Here is a 21,526-nt window from a genome sequence, read left to right as displayed (position 1 = left end):
GGTCCCCCCTAGAACCTTGCCCGAATCTCTGTGACGATAGAAATGATAAATGCGGTCATCTGCTGCAGCAGACTGAAGATCAGAATGCCGAGGAAGACGATGAACGCCATCACGACACAGGTCAGCAGCAGCGTCAGCAGCGTTTTGAAGATCGAATACTGATGCACCGTCATCAAGCCGACGAACAGCAGCCACAGAAACCAGATCACGGCGACCGTTTCAATTAAGTAATAAAACGGCGCCTCCTCCAGCGTGATGATATTGCTGAATAAAATTTGCGGCGCGTACAGGATCACAAGCGGGAGCATGGCGTAGCCGACCGTCATGACGATTTCGCGGAATTTGCCCTCCCCGTCCATTAGCGTCGTCAGCGACCAGTTGGCTATGCAGAACAGCAGAACCGGCAACACGATATAAATCAGCTCATCCACGCTGTTCAGCCTGCTCAGCTTGTTGAAGTTCACGACGAAGCCGGCGTACTGCCGCTTCATAATCATCGTCACGACTAGCACAACCATAATAAGAAGAGCGATGGAGACCCGTCCTTTGCTCTCGTACTTCAGCTCCCAGAAGCCGCTGAACGGTCTGAACGCCGTATAGAAGGGAGCTCTCGCCACGCTCGCATCGACGAAATAAAGCTGGGGACGGCGCCTCTTCCAGTAGATGCGACCCGCAACGGCCAGCACTGACGCGCCGATCGCTACGCCCATGATCGCACCGAAGTGATCCCACACGACATCCTTGCGATACCGCTTAAAAGCTTCGGAATAATACTTGCGATTGTTGCCGTTTTCGAAATAGCTCATCGCCTGCTTGTTGTGGTTTTGCTTCAGCAGCGCTTTGCCCATGCCGATGTAGGCGATATCGAAGTTGGCGTTCAGCTTCAGCACTTCCTCCCAAGCCGCTGCCGCCTCCTCCGCTCGACCTTCGTCCTGGGCTTTGACCGCCTGGCGGATCAGCCCGCCGTATCGGGTCGGAGCGAACAGCGTCAGGCGGTTCGTCTCGTTGTCGAGCACCGCTACGCGGTCGCCGAGCATCGCCAGCGCGGTCGGCTTCTGAAAATTGTTCTCGTGCGTGCCAATCCCGCCGAACTGGTATAGCAGATTGCCGTCGCGGTCGTAGGTAAATATCCGGTTGCGGGTCGAATCGAGTCCGCTGTACATGCCTCCTTCGTCGGCGACGATATCGATGAAGCGGGAGCTGCCTTCGTTGCGCAGCTCCGGAGCGTCGACCTGCGAGGCGTCCAGCCGAATGACCGACACATCCCCCAGCGGCGAGAAATAGCCTTCCCGCCGCAAAATATCTTCTCCGGCCGGGTTAAACCGCTTGATCGGCGTTAGCGAGTTGGCTTCCGAGGACACGGCATAGATGAACCCCCGTTTGTCCACCTCCAAATTGCTGAATTCAACCGGAAGGAACAGCTCCATTTGCTCCGCTTGCTGGCGGGTCGATATACGTTTCCACAGCAGATCGGCCGGGCTGAACCGGACTTTGTTCGTGCCTACATAGCCTTTGAAGCCGCCGCCGGCATCCAGCTCCATAATGCCCTCGAAGGCTCCCTGCGCCGCGACGTAAATCCGGTTCGTCCGGTCCACGCTGAGCTTCAGCGGAAAATATTGAAAATCCTGCGGAAGCAGGCTTGAATCCGGAGGTCCGAACACGGCGAGCAGCTTGCCGTCGCTGCCGAGCTTAACGATCCGACGGTTATGCGTATCGGCTACGTAGATGTCCTGCTTCGCATCGACATACACGCCGTAAGGTTTGTTGAAGCCGTCGGTTTTGCCGTCGTATTCGAAGCGGTCGATGACGCGAAGCAAGCCGCCCGATTCGTCCAGGCAGACGATCCGGTTGTTGCCCGTATCCGCAATATAGATACGCCGGTCGCTCGACACGAACACGTCCTGCGGCATATTGAAATGGCCGATCCCCAGCGTTGCCCCGTAAATATGCTTTTCCGCCAAATAGGGATAAGGAGCGGGCTCCGCTTCCTGCCAATAAGAATAGTTGTAGCCGTAGTCGGGAAGCGCCGCATAGGCCGGAGCGGAGAAGCCGAACAGAACGCAGACCAGCAGCGCGATCCCGAAAATGCTCCTTATGGATGCCACACGCTCACCCCCTCTCTGAATTAGTCCTTCAGCCCAGAAGTCGACATCGTCTGGATGACGCTTCTCTGGGTGAGGATGAAGATCGACACGGGCACGAGCATCATAATGAGCGCTGCCGCTGCCATCGGCCCCGAACGAACGAATCCGCCGGACAAAATCTGACCAAAAGCGTAATCCATCGTTTTGAGCTGCTCGCTGTATACGAACGAAGCTCCTTGTTCGCCGCTGCCGGTCCCCCATAGCCCTTTGAAGGAGAAAATGACGAGCGTCAGCCAAGCGGGTCTAACGATCGGCATAATAATTTTCCAGAAAATCCGGTATTCGCTTGCGCCGTCGATTTTGGCCGCTTCGATCAGGGCGTCGGGAATCTGCTCCATGAACTGCTTCATTAGGAACAAGCCAAGCGAAGTGGCGAGCGCCGGAAAAATCAGAGCCCAGTAAGAATCCAACAGGCCGAGCCACGTAATGGTCAAATAGTTCGGAATGGCGGTCACCTGAGGCGCGAACATCAGCGACAAAATCACGATCGTAAACAGCAGATTGCCCCCGGGCAGCTTCAGCTTCGCCAGCGGATAAGCCGCCATGGAAGCCAGAATGACGTGGCCTGCCGTTCCGAGGAAGGCGACGAATACGGTGTTGAAAATGTATCTGGAAAGCGGCACCCACGAATTGGCGAAAATGAGCGTCAAATCGTAAAAGTTGTCCAGCGTGGGCGAGCGAACGATAAAGGTAGGCGGAAACAGAAACATCTCGTCGAGAGGCTTCAGCGCCGTGCTGACCATAAACACGAACGGAACGGCCATGAAGGCTCCCGCAGCCGACAGCACCAGGAATAATGCCAAGTCGACCGCGATCGAACGGTTTAGCTTTTTCTTGCGTCTTAAGCGAAGTCCGGGCATCGATAACATCGTTTACTCACCTACTTTCCGCAGCAGCTTCTGCACGACCAGATTCGTTCCGAGCATCATCGCGAACAGGACGGCCGCCACCGAGCTGGCATAGCCCATCTCGAAGCGGATCGCGCCAAAGTCGTTCAGATGAGTCACGATCGTATGCCCCGCGTACTGCGGGCTCGGGAAGCCGACGAGATTGGTCGCGACGTCCGCGACTGCAAACGACGCCGTAATCTGCATAACCGCTCCGAACATCAGCATCGGCCGCAGCGAAGGCAGCGTAATAAACCACAGCTCCTGCCAGCGGTTCCGTATGCCGTCGATCGCTCCCGCTTCGACCAGCGTAGCGTCCAGCCCCTGCAAGCCGGCGATAAAGGCGAGAAAAGCGGTGCCGAGGCTTAGCCACAGTTGGACAACCATGATGATTGGCAGCATATATTTGGGATCCTGCAGCCATTGGATCGGCTCCATGGCGAACCCCCATTTCATCAGGAACGCATTGACGTAGCCGAACGAATCGCCGGAGAAGGCCACCTGCCAGATCAAATACACATTGCCGGAAATCGACGGCGCATAGAACAGCAACGTCACAACCGAGCGTATTCCCGGGGACAGCTCGTTGATCAGCCATGCCAGGAAGAAGCAGGCGACATAGCTGATCGGTCCGGTAACGGCGGCGAACAGCAGCGTATTTTTGACAGCGGTGAGAAACACTTCGTCCTTGACGAACAAGTTCGCGTAATTTTCCCATCCGACCCATTTGGGCGGCTCAAGCACGTTAAAGCTTGTAAAGCTGAGCGCAAAAGCCATCAGTACCGGAAACGCCGTAAAGGTGAAAAATAAAATGAAGTACGGGGCAAGAAGCGTATATCCGTGCCGTTTTCTCTTGATTTCGCCGATCAGCCGGGCCAGATTGCCCCGCCTCGCGTTCGGCCGCCTAACCGCTCCGGTCGAACCCCTCGGCTCAAAAGCCGTGCCGCTCTTGCCGGATGCCATGGCCTATCGCCCCCTTTCCGCTAATTTGGCAGTCCGAATTCGCTGCGCTTCTTGAAGATCTCTTCGTTAATGAACCGGGTGTACTGGTCGAGCGCTTCCCGCGGGTCCTCATTGGAGATGACGACGCTGCGGAACGCGTTGTCCAGATGCCGGCCCGTAAAGTAGCCCCCTGCGACCTCCGGAACGCCTCTTGACCACTGCCATTGCTCCATCAGCGTTTGATAGCTTTTTACCTGCCATGGAATTTGCGCGACGGCTTCCAGATTGGCGGTGGAGTTACGGCCTGCCGGACCGAAAATCGCTTCCAGCTCCAGGCTGTATCTCGCCTGGATTTCCGTACTCGTCCACCAGTCGAGAAATTTCCACGCAGCCTCCTTATGCTTGCTGTCCTCCAGAATAACCGCTGCCGTTCCTGTAGCGGGAACGTCTCTGCGAATCTCTCCGTCCGGTTGGCGAACGCCGGGCACCAGTGTAAAATCCCACAGCCCTTTCAGCTCCGGAGCCGCGATGCTGATAATGTTGAAGCGAGTATAATCGGCGATGGCAATCGGCATTTCGCCGCTGCGAAACCGGTTGACGAAGTCCGTCGTAAGCGGCAGCTTATAGGTCGTATACAGCTCCGTCCAATCCATGAACGTCTTGATCGCCACTTCCGCGTCCAGCGCGCTGGCCTTGCCTTCGTCGCGATACAGCTCTCCTCCGTTCTGGAAGAGCAGCGCGCCATAGGTCGGATTGACGGGCAGCGCGGCGCTGCCTTGTACGTTGGAGCCCAATTTGACAAGCACCTGGATCGGAAAGCCGAACAGCAAATTTTGCTTCTGCAGCTCCGGGATCATCTCGAACACGCCATCCCAAGTTTGCGGAATGCTCATGCCAAGCTCATCCATAATGTCCTTGCGGTAGAAAAGCACCAAGAAGCTCTGCTCGATCGGCAGCCCATAGATGCCGCCGTTGAATTCGTAAGGAACGAAGGCGCTCTCGTGGAAGCGGCTTCGGACCTGCTCGAAGCCGGGAAATTGCGACAGATCCGCAACCGCGTTGCGCAGCGCATAGTTGACCGGTTTATCGTTGGCCAGCGCGAAGGAGACGTCCGGTCCGCGCCCGGCCAGCATCGCCTGCAGCAGCACGCTTTCGTTTACGACCTGAATGTCGACGTCGATCCCCATATCCGGCGTAAACGATTCGTCGACGAGTCGTCGAACGAGCTTGGCTTGATCAAGCCCTTGGGTGATCCACACTTTAATCTTTTCTTTGCCGCCCCCCGAACCGCCGAGCTGGTTGTAATCTGTGAAAAAAGAGTACGCAAACGCCTTCGTCTGATGCTCCAGCTTGCCCCACCAGCCCGACTCCGCGGCCGGCAGCTTCCGATCGGGCGACACAACGGCCAAATAATCAATCGATAGCGGCATGTAATCGACGGAATAGATCCAGTCGCCCAAGGAGCTCGTATTGGATTTGAACGATTCCAGACGGCGAGCGATCGTCTCCGGCTTTGTCCCCATGTCCCTGAGTTGGTACACAAGCCGTTTGAGCGGCGCGGTCCGGTCGCTGCTGCCCCCGGAAATTTCCTCGACGCGTTGAGCGACTTTCTCGATGATGGCTGCCTGCTCGTCGAGCACGCCGAGCAGCTCGGGAATTTTCAGCTCCAACTGGTAGTCTCTGAACTCGTCCGGAACGACGCCCGTCACCATAATGATGCGGCGATACATCCGATTTAGCTCAAGGACGCTCGATTCGACGGTGCGCAGCATCTCCGCCATCTCGCCCAAAGTGGCTTCCAGTTTGATCTCGTGCTTCCCCTTCGTCAAATAAAACTTGTAGGGCTCCGCCCCGTCTCCGAGCCGGTTCATCCGCCAGCCGGTCGAAAAGGGAAAAGCAATGCTGTTCGCCTCGCGGAACGGGAGCTTGCCGTCGATATACATTTTCCGATACGAGGTTACGCCTCTCTGAAAGCTTTGCTGATACTTGACGCCGATATGGTAAAGTCCGTCCTCCGGGACTTCGATTTCCCAAGTAATCCAATCCCCGGCTCTCGACCAGTTATAGCCGCCGATCGTATTGAGCCTGATTTGCGACACATGGTAAGGCTCGGTTGCCGGGCTGCTGCGGTCCATAACCGGGTACAGCACCTGGCTCGATTTCAATACGCCATGCTCTCCCTGCACTTTAACGAGCGCATCCGCCGCATCCCGATAACCCGCCGCTTCGTACCGCGACAATACGTCCTCGTATAGTTCGGCCCGCTCAGGCTGAGCGATTCGCAAGTGATCGACGAGCATCTTTTCTTTGGCGGATACGAGCGTAATCGTATGGCTTCCTTCCGACAAATAAAACAAATAGGGCTCGTTATGACGGCCGTCGGAGCTTTGCACAAACGTCTCCTGCCACATCGGACGTTCGATTTGCTTCGCATGCATATCGTTGCCGCGGTCGTCGCGGATCGTATCCCCTTCGTTGGTCCACACCCGGCGAAACACCAGATTCCTGCTTTCCGCGAACGGCAGCTGGCCGTCGATCCACAATTCGCGATCGATGTCCGCTCCTTTCCCCTTCACGGGGTAGTACCGGATCGCAATTCCGTACAGTCCCGCTTCGGGCACTTCAACCCGCCACGTCATGCTGCCCGACTCCCCGGTTTCCGCCGCATGAACGGGCTGGCCCTCCATTTCGCGCACGCGGATCGACTCCATCCCTTCGGCGCTTGCATAGTCGCTTCCCTCGATGACCAGCTCCCGGTCGGGCCTTGGCGCCTCGCGATGCTGCTGTAGATAGTAATCGTAGCTCCCCTCGTTTTGACTGCCCAGATCAAGCGTCGGACGCTCGCTGCCGGAAGCCGCCTCGACGGCGGACAAGCCCTGCAAGCGATGCGGCTGGGACAGCAGGAGCAGCGCGCATATCGTCACGAACAGGGCCGCTTTCGCTCTTTTGTAGCCGTTCCTGTGAACCATAGGGATCCCCTTCCCGCTTAAGAGAGACACCCCAACAGTTTAAGCCCATTGGGGTGCCCGCAGCTGAGTATTGTAGACGTCTATTTTTTTAGCGTGACGTCGATAGCGGCTTGCGTAAGCGGTTTGATGCGCGCCAGTTCGCTCGACGGCGTTCCTTTGCCGGCCATAATATTGTTGATCGCTTCGTTGAAGTAGTTGCTGAATCCCTCGTAGGCGAAAAATTGCAGCACGGTCCCGTTGCCGAGCATTTTGCGCAGCGTATTAAGTCCTTCCTGGTTGCGGAAGTTGGCTTCCTCGGCGCGGATAACGGCGTCAAAGCCCTTCTCGATATCCCGCTCGTAAAGCTCCTTCCATACGGCCATAACCTCGCGCGGGTTTTCTACGTCGGCCATCAGATGCCACATATTGATCGTAGTCGGAACGACGTAGTTGTCGGCGTTCGGCCCTTTCGGGAAAAAGACGTAGCCCCAATCGTCGGCCATGCTGCCGTTGAAGTCGTAAGCGGCCCAGCGGTAGCCGGGGTAGAACAAAGTCGTGCCTTCGGCCCATTTGCCGCCTACGACTTTATGAACGTTGTACAGATCCGATACGAACTGAATCGCTTCAAGCGCTTCCGGAGCGTCGTACGTAATCTGGTCGTCCTTGGTCACCGCCGCATTATTGGAATAAATAAACGGAATCGCCAGACTCGAAGGCGCGTCGTACTCCGATACGCCGAACACGCCGTCCTTCGTTACCGCTTTGGCCATCTCCAGGAATTTGTCCCATGTCCATTCGCCGCGCTCTTGAAGCTCATAGGGATCTTCGAGACCGTTGCGCTGGATTAGCGTTTTGTTGTAGAAGAAGCCGTGGCCGTTGTTGTCCTTGTCGGTGAAGCTGTATTGCTTGCCGTTGTATTTGCCGTACTTAAGCATAATGGAGTTCCAGTTCGGGTCGGCCATATCGACCAGATCGTCGATGTTGCGGATATAGCCCTCGCTCACCATTTTCGGAATCGACCACTCGAGCGGAATCATAATAATGTCGGCAAACGGCTGTCCCGCAACCGAGGTTGTGATAATGCGCGATTGAATTTCTCCGAACGGAACGGTGACATATTCGATTTTGACGTTAAACTTCTCTTCGGCCTTCTTCTGCAGCTCCTTCTCCTCTTCGGAAAGGTAGTTTTCCATTCCCCACCATTGTCCGATCCGGATCGTCCGTCCTTTCAAATCGATCGGGCCGTCTGAAGGCGCGGGCGTGGGCTCTTCGACAGCGGGCGAAGGCTCGCTTGAGCCCGAGTCCGCCGGCGAGGCGGGCTGCGACGCCTCAGGTGCAGCCTGCTGCGACGGTTCGTTGCCTCCGCCACCGTTCCCGCCGGAACAAGCCGCCAGCACCAGCATAACCGCGACGAGCATCGTGGAAAGCCATTTTATCCTCATTCTTCGTCCCCCTACTAAAAATAGTGTAGAAGCTCGGTTTACCGAAAGCGGTTTCACTCGCTTCCGTTTTAATTGTAAGGGGATGGGCGGGCGAGGAGTATTTCGCGGAATGTATACTTTTCGTACATAGGCCGCCCCCTGGAATTGCGGGAAGCGGCCTCCTCATGTAAGAGCTTTCATAATATCACTAAAAATTGTGCATACCGTTTTATTTCATCTCTTCGCGATACTGCGACGGCGTCTTGCCGACAATTCTCTTAAACGATCTCGTGAAGTAGAAGTAATCGGAATAGCCGGCCTTCTCGGCGATTTCTCCGACAAGCAGATTGGTACGCGAGAGCAGCTCGCACGCATAGGTGATTCGCAGCCGGGCGATGTAGGAGGTGAACGTGTCCCCTACCTCTCTCTTGAAAAGCTGACAGATATAACTGGGGTTCGTATAAAATTTGCCGGACAAGCTTTGGATGGAAATGTCTTGGAGGTAGTTTTGATTGACGAATTGCAGAATGGCGCGGAATGTTTCATTGCTCGAATCCTGGGAATCGAATTCGGGAGTTTCCAGCATATAACGGCTGACGAATTGTCGCAAATAATGAAGCATCTCCGCCAGCGACGGAAATCCGGCGAGCAGCAGCTCATGGCTGTACAACATGCCGTCGGAAATATCGGATTGGAAGCGATACATCAGCGAGTGGACCATATTGTACAGATGCAGCGCATGCTTTACCGAAAGGTCGGCATCTCGGAATAAAGCGGCGATGGCGTCAAAGGTTCTGTTCGCCGCGGCGAGATCGCTTTCGTGGATGGCGTCTCCGAGCTGTTTCATCGCATCGTGAAAGGTCGCCTTGTTCGGCTTCCGCCTGCGGAATGTTCCTGCGCTGCCGGCAATGAAGTAATGGTCGGCAGCCTCATTCGCGGCGTCGATCTCCTCGGTCAGCAGGTCAATGTCCGTGATCCGACCGCTGACCCCGATGCCCCGCAAACCGTCGGCCAGCGCCTCGCGAATCTCTTCGATCGCTTCATCCATCCGCTCCCATGGCGCGAGAAACAGCTGCTTGCAAGCGCCGATCTTAACGTGAAGCAACTCAAGCGTCGCGAGTGCCGACGGGGGACCGCCCAAGGCGCAGACGATCGCGCAGACGCCCTCGTCCGGCTCCATCGACAAGCCGCATTCTTCCAGCTCATTCAGCAGTTGGGCGCGGTGAGCATCGAGCGGAATTTCCAGAAACGCCTGCAGCGCTTTGCCGCGCTCAGGAGCCCTCGCCGCCCTTGCATCCTTTTCCCGTTTAATCTTGTGCAAAATCGCGATGATCTCGTTCTCGTCGAACGGCTTCAGACAGTAAGCCAACGCTCCGTACGTCAACGCCTTCTGCGCATAGGCGAACTCCGCGTAGCCGCTCACGACGATGTAATGCGCGCGCTGGTACGGAAGCTCGCTGCCCTTCTTGATCAGCTCCAGGCCGCTCATGCCGGGCATGCGAATGTCGGTAAACACCGCGTCCGGCCGAATTTCGTCGATCTTGGCGAGCGCTTCGCCGCCGCTTAACGCCGTTCCCGCCACCTCGAACCCATGCAGCTGCCAATCGACGTTCGCCTTCAAGCTTTCAATGACCCATGCCTCATCGTCAACGAGCAATACCTTATATCGCATGAAGCAATTCTCCTTTCGTCGATAGCTTCACCCGGACAAGCGTGCCTCCGCCCTCCTTGCTGGCCACCTGAAGTCCGTAGTCCGGGCCGCAGATCATTTTGATTCTGGCATTCACATTGGCGAAGCCGATACTGTGCCTCTCCTCGCCTCCCAGCCTCGTGCGGTAGTCTTCCTCGGACAGCGCCGCCTGCAGCCGTTCCAGCCGGATCGCGTCCATGCCGATTCCGTCGTCTTCGACGACGACGATCAGATCGCGGCGTTCGTCCAAGTACGACTCAATGCGCAGAACGCCGCGCTCCTCCTTCGGCTCAAGGCCGTGATAGACGGCATTTTCGACGATCGGCTGCAAAATCATTTTCGGCACATGGCAATTCAGACAGTTCTCGTCAATCTCCATCTGGACGTTTAACCGCGAGCCGAAGCGAAGCCGCTGAATCTGCAAATAGGACTCCACGACGCCCAGCTCCGTCTGAAACGGCACAACGCTCTCCCCCTTGATGCTGTAGCGGAAAATGCTGCCGAGCGAAGAAGCCGCCTCCCGGATTTCCTGCGCGCCTTTGACCGCAGCCATGCCTTTGATCATTTCCAGCGTATTGTACAGGAAGTGCGGATGGATCTGGCTGCGCAAATAGGCGAGCTCGGCTTTCTTCTTCTCCAGCTCGGCGCCATATAGGGCGGCATGCGTATCGAGCAGCTCTCGCGTCAACGAATCGATCTTGTTCAGCATGTTGTTGAACTCGGTCGCCATCAGGCTGATTTCCACGTAACCGTCCAGATCGATTCTGCCCTTCAGCTTGGCGAGATCCCCGCGCTTCACGGTGCTCATAAAGTTGATCAGCTTCTTCAACGGGTGCAAAATGTTGCCGGTAATCGCCCTGAACAGCAGCATCATAACGAAACCGCCGATCAGGAACATCACAATGAAGAAAATCCGAATCGCGTTCATGTCGCGCATAATCGCATCCTTCGGAATCATGCTGACGATCGCGCTTTTCATATCCGGCAAATACTCGGAGTGGGCGATATAGGTTTCGCCCTCCCACTCTACTTCCCGCTTGATCGAGCCGTCGCGACCGACGCCCAGCAGCTCCAGACCGTCGACCGTGTGCAGCGATTCGTTGCCCGAGACGACCTTGCGCTGCCAATCGACGAAAAATGAAATCGTATTCATTTCCGCCGACAGATCGCTGATCTCGCCGAGCAGAGCCTGCGGGGAGACAACGAAGAACAATGTGCCGATCGTATCGTTAAACAGTTCTCCCGGCTGCGAATATTTGATTTTCGAGCCGATCAGGAATACGTTCTCCAGCTCGTAGTGACGCCCGAAATTTTGCAGCCCGTAATAATGAAAGAATTTTCCTTCCGTGAGCGCGCCCCGGTACGGCTTCGTCAAACCTCTCCCTCCGGCGATATCGATCCAACGCCCGTCTTCTCCGTGAATGACAATATCGAGGATGCCTTCCTTCAGCGTCCTCGAATTAATAAAGAGATTGTCTACCCGTTTGGAGAGCATAAAGCTCTCCGTCTTGTCCGGTTCGATCAGGAAGTTCTGCACGTCCATATTAAACGCGATGTTCATCATCAGACGCTCCAGAACGTCCTTGTTGGAATGTACCGTCTGCCTCATCTGGAGCACCAGATCGCTCGTCAGCTTCTCGTTGTTGGAGCCGATCATTTTCGCCATCTGCAGGTAGCTCGCCGACAAAATCGCCATGACGACAAGCGCGATCAGGCAAGCGATAATGGAGATTTGCGAACGAATGGTCAATCTTCGCAGCAGGTTCATATCGATCCCCCGTTCCGTTAGCCGAGTCCGGCTCCCCTAGCGCTTGCTTCGCTTCAGCTTCCGGTTTGAACGGCGGAAGCCGCTTCGAGCAGCCTGCGCCGAATGCGGCGGAAATGAGCCGGGTCGGTATTCGCTTCGGTAAAGCTCGTCATGCAGCCGCGCACGATTTCCTCGGCTAGAGCCGAATCCGCTCGATCAACGATCCGCAGCAGCTCGTAATCCTCCGCTCCCGTTCTCATCGCTTCCAGCCTCATGCTCGGCCATGGCCCGTCCTCGCCGGGATAGACGATATGCGTATCGCCCGCGGGCACTCTTTTGCTATGCACGCCCGGTGCCAGCATCGGGTTGTTCGTCTCGAACGGGTCCTGGTCCTTGAAGTAGTAGTTAAAGCCCCAGTGGAGGTAGCCGTCCAGCCCGTACAAATAGTTGCCCCAATGCAGCAGCCTCGTCTTGAGCAGCGGCACGTCCAGGAAGCGATTCATATAATGGCCGCCCGGATTCCAGCACGTATAAAACCACAATGTATCGCCATCGGAGCGAATTCGCTCGTAATCGGCCAAATGACGCTCGAAATCCCGATTGGTCGGCACCCAAATATCCAGCGCGCCGTCCAGCCCGGGATCGATGACCGCATCCACGAGCGGAACGCCCGGCATATGCTTCCTGACGATGCCGGACAGCACCCGGTAATCCGTCGCGGACTGTTCGATCGGCTCGTCGGCCAGATGCTGCACGATGATGTCGAGCCAGCCCTTGTCCGCGAGAAATTGCCGCCATGCGTTCAAATATTGCGCAAGGAACGCATAGCCTTCGGGGCTTGTCGCCTCGACGCCGCGGTCGTATACCAGCACGAAACGAGGGTCCTCCCAGCCGTTGCGAGTCGCGACATGACCGCCTTCAATACGGGAGAAGCCAAGCTCCAGAAACAGCTTGATCAACCGCTCCGCCCGAGAGAAATCGAACGTATAGCTTCCTTCGACGGACTTGCGAATCTCGATAAGTCCCGGATCGACGATAAAATGCGTCTGCCTCGCCCTGCGCATCGCCTCGCCGTAACGACGAACCATCGCCCAGAAAGGCTCGGAGTTCTTCTCGAGTCCGTGCCGGTCGGTGATGTTGCCGAGCGAGAACCAGTTCGTCAGCGCCAACGTCTCCCGCTGCGGAACGACGGCTGCGAACACTTCCAGTCGAACGGAAACCGCTGCTCCCTGCCCGCCGATTTCGAAGCTCAGCTCTCCCAAGTAGTTTTGCGGGGGTAAGGCTTCATCGATACGAAAGCAGACGTACAGCGCGGTCTTGCTCCCGCCTACGCGAAACGCGCGGCCGACCGGACGAAGCGCATCGTACACTCTGAACGGAGCAAGCCTTGTCACATAGTCTGCCGGCGTTCCGACCGGCACGGTGGAGTAATCCGGACCCGTATTCTCGCTTACCTTCGCGTCTACCAACTGGAACATTTCAACGGCTTCGGATCGCAGGGAATGCTCCCCGCCGCCTGAAACCCATTCCCACGATAGCTCCGCATCGGACGGTAACTCCTCCCACAGAATCTGGCATCCGACAGATGTGCCCCGCGCCGCTTCCAGCACGATGTCTCGCGTTCCGTCCAGAGCAATGTCCGTATCGGGGTATAGCCATTTGTTCGCGTCGTACGTCTGCCATCTCATCCGATCGCTTCCTTTCCTCGTTAGCGTTCTGGGTGATGCACAGGCAGCTCGGCGACGCTGCCGTCGTTCTGGCGAATCCAAGTTTCGAAGCTGCGTTCCCCGGCCTTAAGCCGAATGACGCGCGCCCCTGTCGGGAATCGGTCTTGACGCCCCCCGTCAACGTAGCTTACATAACGGGTCGAACGGCCGTAGCAAAGACGAATCCCGTGCAGCGTTCCGCTGTAATCGTTGGCATGGTCGTGCCCGACGAAGGCGCCCATAATATCGCCTCTTTCCGCCATAGCGGCGAACATTCCGGAATTGATCCGGGGTGCGCTTACCCCTTCATAGCAGTGACCTTCGCAAATCTGCTGCTCCCATACCTCGAGATATTCGGGAAACGGAATGTGAAAGAAGGCGAGCGAAGGCAGCGAAATTCCGCCGTTGGCCTCGGCTCTGGCGCGAGACAGCTCCGTGTACCACCGAATCTGATCCCGGCGAATCCAGTCGTAGCCGCCGATTGATGGAAGCGCGCTGTAGTCGCCGCTGTCCAGAAAATACAGCTCCGCTGCCGGGGAGCCGCTGCGATCGACAAGCGTAATGCTGAAGTTTCCCGCTCCGCTCAGATCGGGCGGGTCCGCTTCGGCGACGTTATGTGGATGCGCCAGCTGCTCTTCGTGCATTCGGCTGCGGGCGATCGCTCCTTCGGAATCGTGGTTGCCGAACACCGCCGCCCACGGAATGCCCCGCTCCTCGGCCGGAGCAATAGCCTGCCGGAAAGAGGCAAGCGGGTCGTTGCCTCTTGCGCTGGCCGTCACATCGCCGGCGAATACGATCAAGTCGGGCCGTTCGACGGCAATGACCGTCTCCATCGTTCTTCTCGTTTCAACGTTGATGTCCGGCGTGTCCGGATCGTGATCCCCGTCGGCGATAAACTCTACATCGGAAAATTGCACGATAACGAACGTTCCGTCGTCCCGAAAACTGAGCTTTCTGCTCATTGAGCCTTAGTCTCCTTTCCGCTCCTGATTGCCGCCCGTCTGCCGGTCGATGACGCCGTCGTCGAGCCGCAACCAGGACTCGAACTGACGCTCTCCCTTGGTCAGACGGATTACGCGAGCGCCGTGGTTGAACCCCTCTTTGCCGTATGTATTGTAGCCCGAGGCTCTCCCGTAACAAAGACGGATGCCGAACATCTCTCCCCAGTAATCGTTAATATGGTCGTGTCCGACGAAGGTACCGACAACATCTCCGCGCTTCACCATCGCTTCGAAGAAGCCGGAATTGATCTGCGAGCTGCATACATTCTCGTGCTTGTGGCCAAAGCAAGGCTGACGCTCCCATACGTCGGCGTATTCACGCAGCGGAATATGGAAGAAAGCGAGCGACGGCAGCGGCGTTCCCCCGTTCATCTTCTCCAATCGCTGCGACTCCGCTTCGTACCACTCGATCTGATCCCGCTTGATCCAGGCGTACCCGTCCACGTTCGGCAGATCCGAATAGTCGCCGCTGTCGAGGAAGTATAGGGCGGCCGCGGCTTTTCCGTCGTTATCCCCGACCGTCAGGGCGTAATTTCCATAACCGCTTACATTCGGCGTATGCCCGCTCAACCCGTTCTTGCTGGTCAGCAATGCGTCAAGCAGCTCGCTTCGGGTTATAGTCACCTCGGAATCGTGATTGCCGAACACCGCCGCCCACGGAATTCCGCTCTCCTCCGCCGTTCGAACGACCTCGCGCAGCGACTGCTTCGGATCTTCGCAGTTTTCGCTGTAAATCAAGTCCCCGGTAAACACGATCAGATCGGGCGCTTCCTCTTTCAATACCAATTCCATAAGCGAGCGCGTCTGCAAATCTTTCTCGTCCCCGTTTTTCCAGTGCAAATCGGTGAACTGAACAATTGTAAAAGTACCGTCTTCTCTAAAACGTAAACTCGGCATAAGTAAATTCCTCCCAGTTGTTTTTGTTTGCTTTTACTTTGAATTCCTTATGTTATTATAAAACAACCGCCAACATTTGCCCATCACCTATCTAGATAAATCTGCTTAATCTTCGCCTAGCTTCAGCGCTTGGTGAAGCTGCAAGCGGGATAACAGTACGGACAGGACGGCAAGCCCGGTCGCCAGCATCGCGCCGGTCAGCGCGCAGATTCTCAGCTGATCGATCAGCTCGAAGCGCGCAGTGAAGGGGAGTGCAAGGGAGCCCGGCTGAAACGCTGTCTGAAAATTCGGAACGTACAGCAGACTTGCGGCATTGCCTACGGCAATACCGAACAAAACCGCAGCGCCGGAAGTAAACAGCTGCTCCACCGCCAGCATGAACGTCAGGCTGCCTAGCGACATGCCGAGCGCGCGCATGATGCCGTTTTGCTGAGTACGCCCTTTCAAAGATAAAATCCAATAGAGCAGGAATCCCGCAAAACTGACGCCGATCGCCAGGACAAAGCCCATAGTCAGCACGCCGTTAAGGGCGAGCAAAAAAGGATCGTTTTTGGCCCTGACGAGCTCTTCCCGCGTATTGACGATGCCGGACACCGACAGCTTTCTCGCTTGAATCCCTTCGTACACTTGACCGGTCTTTCCTCCATCGGACAGCTTCAGCCAAATCTCGTACGGTTCCAGCGCAAGCCGGGACTGAATGCGCGACAGATGTCCGACAATGAGCATTGGCGTCTTGTTGCTTTCCTTGCTCGCTTCCTTGTCGATTTCATCGTCGTTTTGCTTGGCGTCGCCATCCCCCTCGCCCAACTGTGGCAATGGATTAAACGTCGGAAAGTAGTCCAGCACGCCGTATACCTGAAACGGCTGACTCTCCGCCTCCGGCCAGCCGATCCAGATTGTGTCTCCGGCTTTCGCCCCCGTCATATCCGCCAGTGTACCGGAGATGAGAACCGCCGAAGTGTCGGCAGCGATCAAATTCAAATACTCATTAAAGGAATAGGCCAGCAGCGAATCGCGAAACCAGGCCGTCCTGCCGAACTCGTCCGTATCGATGCCGATTAGCGTCGCCTTGCCCGACTTGTCGCCCACGGCAAAAGCGGCCCCGGACTTCGTGAATACTTTGGCGGCGTGCTCCACCCCGGGCAAAGTGCGGTAGGGCTCATAAGCCGGCTCCAAGTAATGAATCCGTCTTGGCCCCGCCAGTTCCGCCGATGCTTCAGGGCGCATCACGTCCCTGCCCGGCGGAGGGGCATCGTTGACCCAGTTGACCGTCAGCACCAGATCCGCACCGTTGGCATAACGAATCCGCTCCTCGGTATTGGCATTAATCGTTCGCGCCGCGGAAGCGCTGAAGATGCCGGTTGCGATCGTCAGAATGAGAAAGATCATCAGAAATTGATATTGGCCGCTCGACCGACCGACTTGCAGCAATGCCGCATAGATTGGGGGCGGCCACCATCTGCGGCCCAGCCAATAGATCGCCCTGAGCAGCCATGGATACAGTCGCAGCAGCAGTAAACCCGCTCCCAGCATAAACAGCGCCGGTACGGCAAACTGCAGCGGATCTAGGTTCAGCTCCCCTTCGTGTAAGCCGAGCTGCTGCAGATCGTGCAGGCGGCGCCGAAACGTCCACAGGCCGTAGAAGGCGGCTCCGAGCGCAAGAAAATCGACAAACGTTTTGTGCCATAACGACGTTTGAACGCGCCTGGCTATCTGCTGCTTGTGACCGACGATTGTCACTCTTGTGGCCGCGATCGCCGGAACCATCAATGTAACCAGGCAAGCGCAGGCGGCGACCGCCGCATAGCGATAGGCTTCCTCCGTTAGACGAATCGGCAGGCGCGCTCTCTGCACAAATTCCAGAAACCCGTTGGATGCGCCCAGCAGCTCCGTCATTCCGGCTCCGAGAATCGGTCCCATGGCTGCGGCTGCGACGCACAGCAGCACACCTTCGGCTAAATAAAATGCGACAATCTGCCATCTCGCCGCCCCTCGGCTGCGCAGTACGGCAATTTCATTTTTTTGCCGACCGACAATCAGATTTGCGACCATAAACATATAGAAAATCAGCAGCGTCAAAATCGGAGCGTTCAGCGCCCACATCAGCTTGCGCAGCTGCTCGGCGCGTTCCGGATAGGCTTCGATCGTATCGTGCGCCCGCGCTTCGACTCCTATCTGGAAGAGCGGCATATATTTGAGCAGCGTTCGGCGAATTTGCTCATGCGTGTCCAGAAAAGGCTGTACCTTCCTCAATTCGATCCGCGAGTAGTCGAGCGCGATGTACCAGCCCGCAGCCCTTACAGGCACACGCTGCTCGTTGACAATCTGCCGCTGCGCCAGCTCAAACGGCACAATAAACGCACCGTTCATATCGTTTAATGCGTTTGCGCGAAAATAAGGGTCCTCATCCGCCTTTTTCCGAAATACGCCGACAGGCCTCAGCTTAATCGGCTCGGCCAATCTATCGTCGTCGATTACGAACACCGTACCCAGTACCGTCTTATAGTGAGCAAGCCCTCTTTCCGTCACCAGCGTCTCGTATACGCCCTCTTTCGGCTCGGCAGCCGGCATCCGCCCGTCAATCAGCTCGATATGCGCTTCCAAACCGGAGAACGCCCGGAGCGCCACCCATTGCATATTTTGATCCGTCAGCGGATTCGGATCGTTCACCCGTTTCATCTTCATCGATTGCGTGGCAAGCTCCGCGACCAGCTCCTGAATGGGCAATTGAAAGTCCGGCGCCGCTTCCGTGCGAATGAATCGATCAAACCAGTTGATCTTGATTCGCGCCTGCTCCGGCGTCTCCGAAGAGAGCTCAATGCTGGCGTAATACGCGCCGGGGTACTCGTTCGTATCCTGCTGCAATCTCTCTAAATCTTTGAGCAGCATACGCGACAGATTCGCCTCCGCGTATATCGGCATGCTGCTGACTAGCGCTACGGACAGGAGAATGCCGGCGAACAGACTGGCAACGAGCCACTTGTTCTGGATGATCCGGCGCGCCAGCATCACGATCAGCGCCATGCCTCGCCCTCCTCTGATTCCGGTCGTCTGAGCATTCGGACAGGTCCGCTCCCGTATGGATTCTATTTATTGTAGCGCTGCGCTCCGGTCGTCCATATAGCGTATTATTGTGAAATCGCGTCCATACTCAAACCATAGATTGAAAAAACCAGGACTGCCCCCTTACCTGCTCCGGGACTGCCCTGGCTTGGCATAATCAAAAAAACGATCACTTCGTATAACCGATTACCTTACCTATAATATTCTCCTCAGCGATCGGTCCGAAAAAGTAGCTGTCTAAGGCGCGCATTCGATTGTCCCCAAGCAAAAACAACATGCCTTCGGGAACAACCTGCTCCTCCAAATTTTCGCTTTCAACCGTTCGAATCAAATTATTGAAGTTTTCCTTTTCAAAATCAAACAAATCGGGTTCCTTAAGCTTTTTCTTCAACGCTTTCACATCATTATTCATATCCTTGCCATAGAAAGCGTCGAGCTTGTCGCCGTTGATAAAAACTTGTCCCCATTTCATGCTGATCGTTTCGCCGCTTAGGGCTACTACTCGCAACTCCTGCTGCAGTTCAATCTCGGGGTACTTCGATAAAACTTCAGCCGGATAGAAGAAATAAACGACATCGCCGCGTTGAATATTGCCGTTCTTATACGATTCGGGGTCTACTACCAAATCTTTGAGAGAGTACACTTCCTTCCCTAGCATAGCATCGTTCAATAGTCGAACGATTACCTGATGTTCTGCCGGCTCCACTTGTTGGAGCTTAGGCAAGGTGTACGGGTCTTGAATAGCTTTATTCTGACAGCCTGCTATTAAAAATACGGCGGCAACAATCGCTAATAATCTCCACATAGCACACCTCCAATAAATAAAGCGACCCGCAAGCCTCGGCGGAAAACCAAGTTGCGAATCGCTTATCTTTCCTTGCTAACTTCTCTTCATTATTGCGAACTTCCCCCGCCTGCTCTACGGGTTGTCATCATAGGAAGCATAATTGTAAAAGTCGTTCCCGCACCCGGTTCGCTCGATACGCTAATCGTCCCCCCGTGTGCAACGACCAGATTTTTGACGATGGCCAGTCCAAGTCCCGTGCCGCCGCCGGTCGTCTCGCGCTTGCGTGCCTTGTCCGCTTTGTAGAATCGCTCGAACACGTAAGGCAAGTCCTCGTACGGGATGCCTTGACCTTGATCGATCACTTTAAGCTCCAGCCATTTGCCTTGCACGGCAGAGACTCGGCTGGCCTCCAGGGCGATCGCCGCTCCCGCTGGGGTATGGCGCAGCGCATTGTCCATCAGATTCGTCAGCACCTGCTCCAGACGATCCGCATCGCCTTCCTCAAGCGTCAACTCCGGGTCGTCCGCCGATTTCGTCAGCCTGATCTGCCTCTCCTTCGCAAGCGCGGCGAACTTTCGATAGACCCGGGATACGAGCGCATTTACGTCGACCGGTTGAAAATTCATTTCCAAGTAGCCGGCTTCCATTCTGGCCAAGTCGAGCAGATCTCTCACCAGCCGTCCCATTCGCAGCGACTCGTCGTGAATGACCTGCGCGAGCTCCCTGCGTTCCTCCGGAGTTGACGCGATATCGTCCACGAGCGCCTCGCTGTAGCCCTGCACCATCGACAGCGGGGTACGGATTTCGTGCGAAACGTTGGCGACGAAATCCTTCCTCATCTTATCGACGCGGAATTCCTCGGTCACGTCCCGCAGCACCGCAACCGCTCCGCGAACGGAATCGGCCGAGACGAGCGGAGTCATGACGACCGACCAAACCCCGCTTTTGACATGAACCTTGACGGTCAGCTCTTTGCCCTCCGCAATGACGTTGCGGAACGTTTCCCGAAGCGGACCGGGAACGCGCTCATCCTGCTGCTGAGACTCTTCGTCCTGTTCCGCCCAGTCGACCGTCTGCCAATCCTTGAGCAGCTGCTGGCCTTGCGGATTCGTTAGAATAACCTCGCCCTCGGAATCGAACGAGATGACCGAATCCGTCATGCTGCGAAGCACGCTGCTCAGATGATCGCGCTCATGTTGAATGTCCCGAATCAGCGTCTGCAGCTCCGAAGCCATCTGGTTAAACGTATTCGCCAGTTCCCCGATCTCGTCAGTAGATCGAATCGCTACCCTCGTCGTATAGTCACCCTGCGCGACTCGGTTGGCCGCGTCCTTCATTTCGCGAAGCGGGTTTGTAATTTTGGTCAACAGGAAAAAGGCGAAGAAAGTCGTTAACAGAAAGCCGACGATTCCGGAGTAGATGAACAGATGCTTGATCATGACCGGGTTAGCAAATTTGATATCGATATATTCGAGCAAAAAGAAACCGATGGTGATAATGACAACGCCGACCAAGCCCATGATCGTCAGCCACATTTTGCCGACGACGGTTCGCAGAATGGCCATGCGTTATTTCGTCGCCTCCAGCTTGTAGCCCACGCCCCATACGGTCGTAATCATCGCCGCCGCTTCCGCCGAGACGCGATTGAGCTTCTCGCGCAGCCGTTTGACGTGCGTGTCCACCGTCCGCAAATCTCCGAAGAAGTCGTAGTTCCAGACGTCCTTCAACAGCTCTTCGCGGGAAAACACCTTGTCGGGCGTGCTGGCCAGATAATGCAGCAATTCGTATTCCTTCGGCGTCAAATTCACTTCCTGGCCGCTCGCCGTTACGCGATGCGCGTCATGCTCAATGACCAGATGAGGGAAGACGATGTTATTGCTCGTATTCAATTCCTTCGACAGGAACGCCGTGGCCGAAGACCGCCGCAAAATCGCTTTAATGCGGAAGATAACTTCCCGCGGACTGAACGGTTTGACGACATAGTCGTCGGCGCCGACCTCAAACCCTTGTACGCGGTTGACCTCCTCGCCTTTGGCCGTCAGCATGAGCACAGGAGTGGCCTTCTGCTGACGCAGACGGGAGCACACTTCGATCCCGTCGATTCCCGGAAGCATCAGGTCGAGCACGATCAAATCGAAGTCCTCATCCTGCGCTTTGCGGAGAGCCGTCTCTCCGTCCTCCGCCTCTTCGATCTCGTAGCCCTCTTTTTCCAGATACATCTTCAGCAATCGGCGAATGCGTTCCTCATCGTCCACGACCAAAATCCGACTTCCCGTATTCATGCGTCCAAACG

Annotated in this window: 14 protein-coding genes; all 14 read right to left on the bottom strand. The window is 56.1% G+C overall.

Annotated features, from left to right (window positions below; all coding sequences use genetic code 11):
• Positions 1-8 precede the first annotated feature (8 nt).
• A complete protein-coding gene (locus DFP98_RS34985) occupies positions 9-2,105 on the bottom strand; it encodes a YIP1 family protein (protein WP_116065276.1) in 2,097 nt (698 codons plus the stop codon).
• Positions 2,106-2,125: 20 nt separating this feature from the next.
• Positions 2,126-3,013, bottom strand: a complete 888-nt coding sequence (locus tag DFP98_RS34980) for a carbohydrate ABC transporter permease (protein WP_181918135.1) — start codon at positions 3,011-3,013, stop codon at positions 2,126-2,128.
• A gap of 3 nt (positions 3,014-3,016) precedes the next feature.
• Positions 3,017-3,994: a carbohydrate ABC transporter permease gene (locus tag DFP98_RS34975; RefSeq protein WP_116065275.1), complete on the bottom strand. Its 978-nt coding sequence runs from the start codon at positions 3,992-3,994 to the stop codon at positions 3,017-3,019.
• A gap of 20 nt (positions 3,995-4,014) precedes the next feature.
• Positions 4,015-6,942, bottom strand: coding sequence for an extracellular solute-binding protein (locus DFP98_RS34970; protein ID WP_116065274.1), 2,928 nt, complete (start codon positions 6,940-6,942; stop codon positions 4,015-4,017).
• Positions 6,943-7,022: 80 nt separating this feature from the next.
• Positions 7,023-8,363 carry an ABC transporter substrate-binding protein gene (locus DFP98_RS34965; protein ID WP_116065273.1) on the bottom strand — a complete coding sequence of 447 codons (1,341 nt, stop codon included), beginning with the start codon at positions 8,361-8,363 and terminating at the stop codon, positions 7,023-7,025.
• 208 nt (positions 8,364-8,571) lie between these two features.
• Positions 8,572-10,014, bottom strand: a complete 1,443-nt coding sequence (locus DFP98_RS34960) for a response regulator (protein WP_116065272.1) — start codon at positions 10,012-10,014, stop codon at positions 8,572-8,574.
• Positions 10,004-11,800, bottom strand: a complete 1,797-nt coding sequence (locus DFP98_RS34955; protein WP_116065271.1) for a sensor histidine kinase — start codon at positions 11,798-11,800, stop codon at positions 10,004-10,006. Before DFP98_RS34955 ends, DFP98_RS34960 begins: the two co-directional genes overlap by 11 nt.
• Positions 11,801-11,853: 53 nt before the next feature.
• Entirely contained in the window at positions 11,854-13,467 is a 1,614-nt protein-coding gene (locus tag DFP98_RS34950; RefSeq protein WP_116065270.1) for a DUF4091 domain-containing protein, read from the bottom strand.
• Between the two features lie 20 nt (positions 13,468-13,487).
• Positions 13,488-14,447, bottom strand: coding sequence for a metallophosphoesterase family protein (locus DFP98_RS34945; RefSeq protein WP_116065269.1), 960 nt, complete (start codon positions 14,445-14,447; stop codon positions 13,488-13,490).
• Positions 14,448-14,453: 6 nt separating this feature from the next.
• Positions 14,454-15,383, bottom strand: coding sequence for a metallophosphoesterase family protein (locus DFP98_RS34940; RefSeq protein ID WP_116065268.1), 930 nt, complete (start codon positions 15,381-15,383; stop codon positions 14,454-14,456).
• Positions 15,384-15,488: 105 nt separating this feature from the next.
• Positions 15,489-18,407, bottom strand: coding sequence for an ABC transporter permease (locus DFP98_RS34935; RefSeq protein ID WP_116065267.1), 2,919 nt, complete (start codon positions 18,405-18,407; stop codon positions 15,489-15,491).
• A 208-nt stretch (positions 18,408-18,615) separates the two neighbouring features.
• Positions 18,616-19,251: a signal peptidase I gene (gene lepB, locus DFP98_RS34930; protein WP_116065266.1), complete on the bottom strand. Its 636-nt coding sequence runs from the start codon at positions 19,249-19,251 to the stop codon at positions 18,616-18,618.
• 89 nt (positions 19,252-19,340) lie between these two features.
• Complete coding sequence (locus tag DFP98_RS34925) at positions 19,341-20,798, bottom strand: ATP-binding protein (RefSeq protein WP_116065265.1); 1,458 nt, start codon at positions 20,796-20,798, stop codon at positions 19,341-19,343.
• Positions 20,799-20,801: 3 nt separating this feature from the next.
• Positions 20,802-21,515: a response regulator transcription factor gene (locus DFP98_RS34920; RefSeq protein WP_116065264.1), complete on the bottom strand. Its 714-nt coding sequence runs from the start codon at positions 21,513-21,515 to the stop codon at positions 20,802-20,804.
• Positions 21,516-21,526: the final 11 nt, after the last annotated feature.

Origin of the sequence: Cohnella phaseoli (assembly GCF_003386235.1) — a bacterium.
In the GTDB taxonomy this organism is placed as follows: domain Bacteria; phylum Bacillota; class Bacilli; order Paenibacillales; family Paenibacillaceae; genus Cohnella; species Cohnella phaseoli.
Note: the sequence above shows the minus strand (reverse complement) of the source record. Positions and strands in the feature narration are given on the sequence as shown.